Below are 1,208 nucleotides of genomic sequence, written 5' to 3' on the forward strand. Positions count from 1 at the left end.
GCATAGGGGATGGCTTTTTTCCTGATTTTACATAGTTGGTTTTTGAGTGAACTTCTGATGAGTTGTTCGCGATGTAACTTACGAAGTGCCGAGCTGAAAGCCATGCCAGCGATAGTGTGCGTTTTTGTAGCTAACGTCAGGCTGGTCTTGCCCTAGACACAGGTCGATTCTCTTTCTAGGCCTTCAACGCCCTCATTACCTCCTCCACGGCTGCCAACCGTCCTCGTAAGGACTGAAATTCCTGACTGGTGTGCCTGAGCACACTATCAATGGTTGCCTCTAGCGCGGGGAAATCTGCTCGTAGTTCGTTGTATTCGGCGAACGTGGCCTGGTATTCCTGAATTTCAAATCGATAAGATTTCGCCTTGGCCTCCAATTCTTCCAACCCCTTTCGCACCTCATCCTTCACTTCCACGACTGCCTTTTGCTCGACCTGAGTCACTGGAACCTGTGGGCCAAGTAGATCCTCCAGAAAAGTCACCCCATCAAACAACTGCGCTTTGACGTAATTTGGACGAAACCATTTATTGCCCACACTGCGCCTATTCAAAAGACCCATACCGACCAACTTGTTCAGATGGCGGTATATGAGTCCATAGTATTTATGTTTTGATGGGCGCTTTAACTTGTCACCAAATACCGCGATTACGCACTCCTGTGCAGTGAAATCGTTCAGCTGTAACCGAATTAGTGCAGTGTAGAGTACGGTTGGAAGCCACACAGTTTGGGAGCCCATAGGTAACCCTCAGTCTCGAAAGACAACAATTAGTAGGAATCAAAATCAGGGTGGGGATTATAGTCCTCATCATTGGGTCAGACAACCTGAGAAATAATAGTAAGATCCTACGATGTTACTCATTGGCCCCATTGGGGCCATGGTTAAAGGCGGTAATATTTTTCGGGAAATTAATTGTTTGCTTAAATATAAATAGATTTGTAGACTAATTTGTTTATATCTTTCTCTCTATCATATGGGTACAGATCTCGATAAACAGAGGCTGCCAAGTCAGAAACTTCCTTGCTAAGAATCTCAAGAGCATCATCTTTTTCAACATTATTGAAAATAGACTGAACCTCATCTGGAGATTTTAGTGAATCTCTTAGAGTTTTATCATCCTTTAACTTTTGCAGCCAGAGGTCAAGCCTGTGAAGAAGTAGCAGAGGAAAGTAGTCGGGACATGTCAGTTGAGCATCCATGTGATACGCAA

The 1,208-nt window shown here is 44.5% G+C and carries 2 protein-coding genes; both read right to left on the reverse strand.

The window, feature by feature from the left end; translation table 11 throughout:
• Positions 1-175: 175 nt before the first annotated feature.
• Positions 176-736 (reverse strand): hypothetical protein, encoded by a 561-nt coding sequence (locus VF684_RS20865; protein ID WP_049637251.1) that lies wholly within the window; start codon positions 734-736, stop codon positions 176-178.
• Positions 737-918: 182 nt separating this feature from the next.
• On the reverse strand, positions 919-1,208 hold a 290-nt coding region (locus VF684_RS20870), incomplete at its 5' end, for a hypothetical protein (protein WP_440174395.1).

This window comes from Aeromonas sp. Lyrl_2 (genome assembly GCF_051948815.1).
In the GTDB taxonomy this organism is placed as follows: Bacteria; Pseudomonadota; Gammaproteobacteria; order Enterobacterales; family Aeromonadaceae; genus Aeromonas; species Aeromonas veronii.